Here is a 7,156-nt window from a genome sequence, read left to right on the forward strand (position 1 = left end):
CCGGCGTGCACGCCGGGCCGCCGCGTGCACCGCGTCGACCGCGATCCGGGCCTGGTCGAGCAGCACCTGGCCGGCGTCGGTCAGCCTCACCTGCCGGGTGGTGCGCTCAAGCAGGCGTACCCCGAGCCGGGACTCCGTCTGAGCGATCGCCTTCGACAGCGGGGGTTGCGCCATCCCCAGGCGTTGTGCGGCCCGGCTGAAGTTCAGTTCCTCGGCGACCGCGATGAAGTACCTCAGCTCCCGCACCTCTAGCTCACTCATATCTGTGGACTATAGATCCAGAGCCTTCTGGTCTTTCCCTGCCGCCCATGGGTCAGGGGAGGCTGGGTGCCATGACGACTTCACAGAAGACTGCTCTGATCACCGGCGCGAACAAGGGAATCGGCAAGGAGACGGCGCGCAGGCTCGCAGCCCTCGGCATCACCGTGCTGATCGGCGCCCGCAACGCCGAGCGTGGCGAGGCGGCGGCCGAGGAGCTTCGCGCCGACGGCGCCGACGTACGGTTCGTACCGCTGGACGTCACCGACGAGACCTCGGTCCAGGCCGCCGCCAAGCACATCGACGCCACGTTCGGCCGCCTCGACATCCTCGTCAACAACGCCGCGATCGCCGCCGGGCAGCAAAAGCCGAGTGAAATCCCCGCCGCCACCGTCCGGCAGGTCTACGAGACCAACGTGTTCGGCGTCATCGCGGTGACCCACGCCATGCTCCCCCTGCTCCGCCGCTCCGCCGCCGCACGCATCGTCAACATGTCCAGCGAACTCGGCTCCCTCACCCACATGGCCGACCCGGAGAGCCCGTGGTCCTCCTACTCCGCGCTGCTCCTGCCTTACTGCACCTCGAAGAGCGCGCTGAACGCGATCACCGTGCTCTACGCCGACGAACTGCGTGCCGAAGGGATCCTGGTCAACGCGGTGAGTCCCGGCTACTGCGCGACCGACCTCAACCGCCACACCGGGATACGCACGGCGGAGGAGGGCGCGGCCGTCGCGGTTGACCTGGCGACGGCGGGCGAGGACGGCCCGACGGGCGCCCTTCTGGCCGAGGACGGGCCGATTCCCTGGTGAGACCGTGCCGTGCCGTCACCGCCCGAAGCCCGGCGGGGGTGTTTTCAACCCCCGCCGCGCCCCTCCGACGCCCGGTCATTCCGGGCGGTTGAAGCGGTGTGCGGCCCACAGCAGGGCGAGGGTGCCGCTGGTCAGGAGGAGGGCGGCTTCCAGGGGGAGGGGCGGTGGTTGGCCGGCCCATTCGATGCCGGCGGCGGCCGCCCGGTCCGGGACCCGGAGGGCGATCGTGCGGCGGAGGAGGTCGACCGCGTACGCGAGGGGGTTGGCGTCGGACAACGCGCGGATCCAGCCGGGCAGAGCCGTGAGGGGGAAGAAGCCGCCCGAGAGGAACAGCAGTGGCATCATCACCAGGCCGAGCAGCGTGTGGAACGTCTCGGCCCTGCGCAGACCCACGGCCAGCGCAAGCGCCAGGGCGGTGATGGTGAAGGACGCCAGGACCATGCCGGCGAGAAGCAGCACCAGGAGGAGCGGGTCGTACGGCAGGCCCGCCACACCCGCCAGGCCGAGCAGGACGGCACCCTGCACGGTGGCGGTCAGGGTGCCACCGGCGCAGCTTCCCAGGAGCAGGGTGGACCGGTGCACCGGCGCCATCAGGAGCTCCCGCAGATAGCCGCTCTCCCGGTCGGTGATCAGCCGGATCCCGACCATGATGGCGGGCGTCTGCACCGTCATCATCAGCATGCCGGGGAAGAGGTAGGTCTGGTAGCCGACGCCGAGGGAGGACTGGGGGATGAGGGCGGCCAGCCCGCCGCCGAGGATGAAGAGGTAGAGCACGGGGTGGAGCAGCATCAGCGCCGTGTGGGTGCGCCGGCCCGCCAGGCGCAGCAGATCGCGGTGGACCAGGGCGTGGACCGCGCGCAGTTCGTGCCGCAGGCGGCCGGCCCCGTCGCCGTGGGGCGTGGCCGAGTACTTCCCGGCGAGGGCGGTCATCGGGTGCCGCCCACGGAGTCGAGGGGTGTCCGGCCGGGTTGTGTGGCGTCCAGGCTGCGGCCGGCGTGGTGGAAGAAGACGTCGTCGAGCGTCGGCGGGGTCGCGGACGCGGCGTGCACCGCGATGCCGTGCGCCTCCAGGGCCGCGCACAGGCGCGGGATCCAGGAGCTGCCGCCCGGAACCCGCAGACAGACGCCGCCCGCGTCGACGGTGACGGCACGGTCGGGCGGCGCGATCCGGCGTACGACCTGCTGCGCCGCCGCGTCGTCGCCGGTGTGCAGGACGACCCGGTCGTCTCCGATCGCGGCCTTCAACGCCGAAGGCGTGCCCTGCGCCACCAGCAGGCCGCGGTCGATGATGGCGATGCGATCGCAGTTCTCCGCCTCCTCCAGGTAGTGGGTGGTGACGAAGAGGGTGCTGCCGTGCCGTTCGCGCAGCGCACGCAGGTGCTCCCAGACCTGGGCCCGGGCATGCGGGTCGAGTCCGGTGGTCGGTTCGTCCAGGAACAGCACGCCGGGCGCGTGCAGCAGCTGGCGGGCGATCTCCAGGCGGCGCCGCATGCCGCCGGACAGGGTGCGTACGGGGGAGCGGCGCCGGTCGGTGAGCCCGGCCGTCTCGAGCACTTCGGCGGTGCGCCGACGGGCGTGGGAGCGGGGCAGGCCGTAGAGGCGGGCGTGGATGTGGAGGTTCTGTTCGGCCGTCAGGTCCGGGTCCACGGCGCTGTGCTGGAAGAGCATGCCGACCCGGCGCCGTACCTCGTGGGGCCGGGTGAGGACGTCCGCCCCGGCCACCGTGGCGTGACCGGAGGTGGGGCGGGCCAGGGCGCACAGCATGGCGATCGTGGTGGATTTCCCCGCGCCGTTGGGGCCGAGGAAGGCGAACGTCTCGCCTTGACGCACGTCCAGGTCCAGGCCGCGCACGGCGTGGGTGAGGGTGCCCTCCGGTCCCGGGTAGCTCTTGACCAGTCCGCGCGTGGTGATGGCGTACGCGGGCTCGGGGAGGTGGTGTGTGGCATGGGGGCTCGCGGGCGCGGCCGTCCTGAGGGCCGCCGGGGCGAGCTCGTCATCGTCGGTGTGTCGCTGCATGGGGTCTGGTCCTCGTCTACGGGTTCGCCGCATCCGCGGCCGCGGGTGCGTGCCGCTCTTCCCGTCGGTGCTCCGGCCGGCGGCTGCCCGGGACAGCCGCCGGCCGGATGGTGCCTGCTGTCCTACGCGCAGCTGACGCCGATGCAGACCGTGTTGAGGAGGGTCAGCAGACCGACGCACTCACACGTCGCGGCGAACGGCGCTCCGTCGACGCCGACGGGGTCGGTCTCCGGAAGGGCGTGCAGACGGGCCAGCAGTTCGAGGTCCTGGTTCTCCATGGGATTTTCCTTCTTTCTGTGGGATGGCGGCAGCACTGCTCTGCCGCTCGACCCGGCGACCGGTCGAGCCGGCGCCGGGAGTCTGTGGGGAGGGGACGCAGAGGGCGAGGCACGGAGACACGAAGGGAGGTCTGCGCCCGGTACGGCGGGCCCTCCCGGGCGCTCAACCCCGCTGCTCGACCATCCAGTGACGGGGGCTCGTACGACGGGCCCGCAGGAGGAAGGCGAGGATCCCGGCGGACCCGTCGCTCCAGCTGGTCGAGACGTCCCCGTACTCGTTGGGGAACACCACCTGTTCCTGCCGGTGGGCTCTTTCGGCCAGGAGGAGGCCGGCCAGATCCTCGGCCATGTCCTGGTAGACGGACTCTCCCGTGGCGTCCGCCACGTCGAGGAGGAAGTCGCCGTTGCCCGCGAGCCCGTGGCACTGGGTGAGCGCGGCGCGGGAGGCGCGTTCCGTGACGGCGTGCGTACTTCGGCGGGCCAGGTCGCCGAACCTGTCGTCCCCGGTGGCCTGCCACAGCCGTACGAGGAAGGTCCCGATGCCCGCCGCGCCGTGGCACCAGTACGGTGCCGTGGGCACGTCACCGGCCTGGGCGGGCCACTGGGCCGCCTCCCCGGTGCGTACGGCTCCTGCCAGGAGGTCCTCGCCGATCTCCACGGCCAGGTCCTTGTGACCGGGGTGCCGGGAGAGGTCCGCGGCGGCGAGCAGGAAGCAGCCGATGCCGGCCGTCCCGTGCGCGAAGCCGAGGTAGCGTTTGCCGCCCTCCGGGGAATCGGCCTCCCCGGGCACGGACCAGCCCACTCCCGCGGGCTCGCGGGTGACGGCGGAGGTCAGCCGGTCGGCCGCGTCGACGGCCAGCTCGGCGAAGCGGGCGTCCCCGGTGCGCTGCCACAGATGGAGGGCGGCGAGACCGCTGCCCGCGGTGCCGTGGGTGATGTCGTGATGGGGCGTCACCTGTTGCGGCGCCAGCGCCAGGGCCAGGGCGTGGTCGACGAGCCGGCGGTCGTCGACGGCGCGTCCGGCGTCGTACAGCGCCCAGGCGGTGCCACGGCCGCCGAAGTGCAGGCCGGGGCGCGGGGAGCGGAGGTCGGTGCGGTCCGCGATCCAGTGCCCCGCGGTGGCGAGCAGCCCGGGCAGTCGCGGGTCGCCGGTGAGTTCGAAGTACCGCGTCAGTACGGCCAGGACGCCGGCCGCGCCCTGCTGCACGGTGCAGGGATCGCTCTCCCCGGCCAGGGTCGACACGGGCCACAGCCGTCGGTCGTCCTCGGGGGTCATCGAGTCGACGAGGTGGTTCACGAGCCCGGCCACCACGGCATCGTGCACCGCGCCGTCCTGTGCCTCGCCGCCTCGAACCGGGCCGGCACCGACACAGGGCGCCGTCCCCACGACCCCGCCTCGCCCCGTCGGACCTGTCGTCCCCAGGGCCTCGCGGGCCCTGGCGGGATCCCATCGTTCGGCGGGATCGTCCCGCATCAGCCCCAGGATCATGTCCACCACGCCGTCCGGCAGCCGAAGCGGCCCGGTACAGGCCGTCAGCCATGCGGCGAGCCGCTCTTCGGCCGCCCTGCCCGCAGGCTCCTCGGGCAGGAGGTTCGGGACCTTCCCGGCCAGGACGAAGCAGGCGGTGGCTCCGAGGCTGTAGTAGTCGGCCGTCGGACGGACCGGCGCGTCGGCCAGGCGCTCGGGGGCGCTGAAGCCGGGCGTCCCCACCCGGGTCGGCAGCGCGGCCTCGTCCTCCAGGACGGCCAGCTCCAGGTCGATGAGGCGCAGTTCACCGTCCGGACGGACCATGACGTTTCCCGGTGTGAAGTCCCGCAGGACCAGGCCGAGGGCGTGCGCCGCCGCGACCAGGTCCACCAGGCGTGCGACCTGCGCCAGCGCGTCGGCCCGGTAGCGCTCGCCTCCCGCGTCGCGGAAGTGCTCGGCCACCCAGGTGCGCAGCGTCACGCCCGGCACCTCGTCCTGGGCCAGGAACAGGTGCCCGCCGTGCTCGAACAAAGCCACCGCTTCCGGGGCGAGACCCGTGTCCTTGAGCTTCTCCAACGTCCGGGCCTCGGCCCGCAGCCAGTCGCGGACGTCCCCGCCGGAGGCATCCCCCTCCACGTGCGGCCGGGCCTCCTTGATCACCACGCCCGCACCCGTACGGACGTCACTGCCCCGGTACACGCCGCCCTTGTTCGTCTGCCGGATCGCCTCGCGCACCGCGAAGCGGCCACCGAGCACCACCGGACGGCTCGTCGCGTCCCCGCTGCGCGGCGCCACCGGCACTGCGGCGGGGAACGGACACTCGACCCAGGCCGGCGGGGAGTACTGGCCGGTGCGCCTGTCCTCCACGGGATTGCCGTCGGGATCCTCGATGAACCACACGAGGAGACCGTCGTCCGACAGCCGCCGCCGGCCGACGAACGATCCGTAGCGGTAGTGCACCAGGCTGCGTACGGCGTAGGGCTGGTCGGACAGGATCCGGGGCCCGGCGAGACCCGCCGTGGCCGCGTGCAGCTCCTGGGCGAGAGCGGCCGCCTCGGCGTCGGAACGCGGGTAGACGGTGATGAACTTGCCCGAGCTCCCCCGTGGCGTCGCCCGGGAGTTGAGCGCGCTCACCTGCTCGAGGGACCGGGCGAACTTGAACCCCGACTGCTCCCGCAGCAGCACGCCCAGGGCCTTGGTGAGGACCGTCGGCGCGGAGGCGGCCGTGGCCGACACGTGCAGCTTCCACCCCTGCTCACGCCGCGTCCCGGCCAGGGGCGCGACCCGGCACCACATCTCGTCCGCCTCGACCGCCCAGCGCGCACCCGTACCCGTGGCGTGCAGCGCCTCGCGGAGGAGGCCTTCCAAGTCGACTTCGGTAGCGTGGCTCGTCATTGCGTGTCCCTCTCAACGGTGAGAACCGCTGACGGGAACGTGCCCGGTGACATAAACCGACCAACACACACCCACCCGGATTCACTTCATCCAGCGAGCGCGCGACGTTCTACCCCCGACAAGGAGCGCGCCCGGCGCAGCGAGCGGCGCACGATCGCCGGCCCTCCGTCCCCTCAGGACTCCGGGGTCCCCGCCGGCAGGGGCGCGGTCCAGTCGGCGAGGAGCCGGAGGGCCCGGGCGGTGTCGGAGCCCGGCTCGACGTTGTAGACGCACAGGGTCTGTTCGGTGTCGCCCGGGACCTGGAAGGACTCGTAGGAGAAGTGGAGATCGCCGGCGAGAGGGTGGTGGTAACGCTTGGCTCCGTGGGTCCGGCGCAGGACCCGGTGGTCGTTCCACCACGTGGAGAACTCCGGTGACTTCACGGTGAGTTCGCCGATCAGGTCGGCGAGACGGCGGTCGTGCGCGTTGCGGCCGGCTTCCAGACGGAGGATGGCGACGGTCTCGGCGGCGATCCGTTCCCAGTCGCCGACGCGTGCGCGGGCCTCGGGATCGAGGAGGTAGTAGCGGGCGAGGTTGCGGTGCGGCGCGGGCAGGGCGTCGAAGTCGGTGAGGACCTCGCGGGCCAGGCGGTTGGAGGCCAGGACGTCGGTGCGCCGCCCCAGGATGAACGCCGGCACGTGGTCGAGGGTCTGCAGCATCAGGTGCAGGCCGGGACGCACGCGCTGGGGACCGGCAGGGGTACGGCGGGCAGGTGTGGGCCGGGCGAGGAGGTCGGTGAGGTGCTCGCGTTCGGACGGGTCGAGCCGCAGCGCGCCGGCGAGGGATTCGAGCACCTCGGGGGAGGGGTTCTGGGCCCGGCCCTGTTCGAGGCGGGTGTAGTACTCGGTGCTGACTCCGGCGAGCCTGGCGACCTCGTCGCGGCGCAGGCCGGGT

Annotated in this window: 7 protein-coding genes; 1 reads left to right on the plus strand and 6 read right to left on the minus strand. The window is 72.7% G+C overall.

Annotation, left to right across the window (positions count from 1 at the left end):
* Positions 1-261, minus strand: a 261-nt coding sequence (locus CCN56_RS17725) for a LysR family transcriptional regulator (RefSeq protein WP_143664543.1), incomplete at its 3' end; no start/stop codon positions are given.
* A 71-nt stretch (positions 262-332) separates the two neighbouring features.
* Here CCN56_RS17725 and CCN56_RS17730 point away from each other — a divergent pair.
* Complete coding sequence (locus tag CCN56_RS17730; protein ID WP_107484171.1) at positions 333-1,067, plus strand: SDR family oxidoreductase; 735 nt, start codon at positions 333-335, stop codon at positions 1,065-1,067.
* A gap of 75 nt (positions 1,068-1,142) precedes the next feature.
* Here the strand turns inward: CCN56_RS17730 and CCN56_RS17735 are convergent, their stop codons facing one another.
* The 5 genes from CCN56_RS17735 to CCN56_RS17750 all read right to left on the minus strand — a co-directional run.
* Positions 1,143-1,997 carry an ABC transporter permease gene (locus tag CCN56_RS17735; protein WP_086827995.1) on the minus strand — a complete coding sequence of 285 codons (855 nt, stop codon included), beginning with the start codon at positions 1,995-1,997 and terminating at the stop codon, positions 1,143-1,145.
* Complete coding sequence (locus CCN56_RS17740; protein WP_086827996.1) at positions 1,994-3,082, minus strand: ATP-binding cassette domain-containing protein; 1,089 nt, start codon at positions 3,080-3,082, stop codon at positions 1,994-1,996. Before CCN56_RS17740 ends, CCN56_RS17735 begins: the two co-directional genes overlap by 4 nt.
* A gap of 122 nt (positions 3,083-3,204) precedes the next feature.
* On the minus strand, positions 3,205-3,360 hold the full coding sequence (locus CCN56_RS43255) for a VenA family class IV lanthipeptide (protein ID WP_167352188.1): 156 nt from the start codon (positions 3,358-3,360) through the stop codon (positions 3,205-3,207).
* Positions 3,361-3,523: 163 nt separating this feature from the next.
* Positions 3,524-6,223: a class IV lanthionine synthetase LanL gene (gene lanL / locus CCN56_RS17745; RefSeq protein ID WP_086827997.1), complete on the minus strand. Its 2,700-nt coding sequence runs from the start codon at positions 6,221-6,223 to the stop codon at positions 3,524-3,526.
* A 173-nt stretch (positions 6,224-6,396) separates the two neighbouring features.
* The coding region (locus CCN56_RS17750) for a helix-turn-helix transcriptional regulator (RefSeq protein WP_086828008.1) at positions 6,397-7,156 on the minus strand (760 nt) is incomplete at its 5' end.

The sequence above is a fragment of the Streptomyces sp. NRRL B-24572 genome (assembly GCF_002156145.1).
Taxonomy (GTDB): domain Bacteria; phylum Actinomycetota; class Actinomycetes; order Streptomycetales; family Streptomycetaceae; genus Streptomyces; species Streptomyces vietnamensis.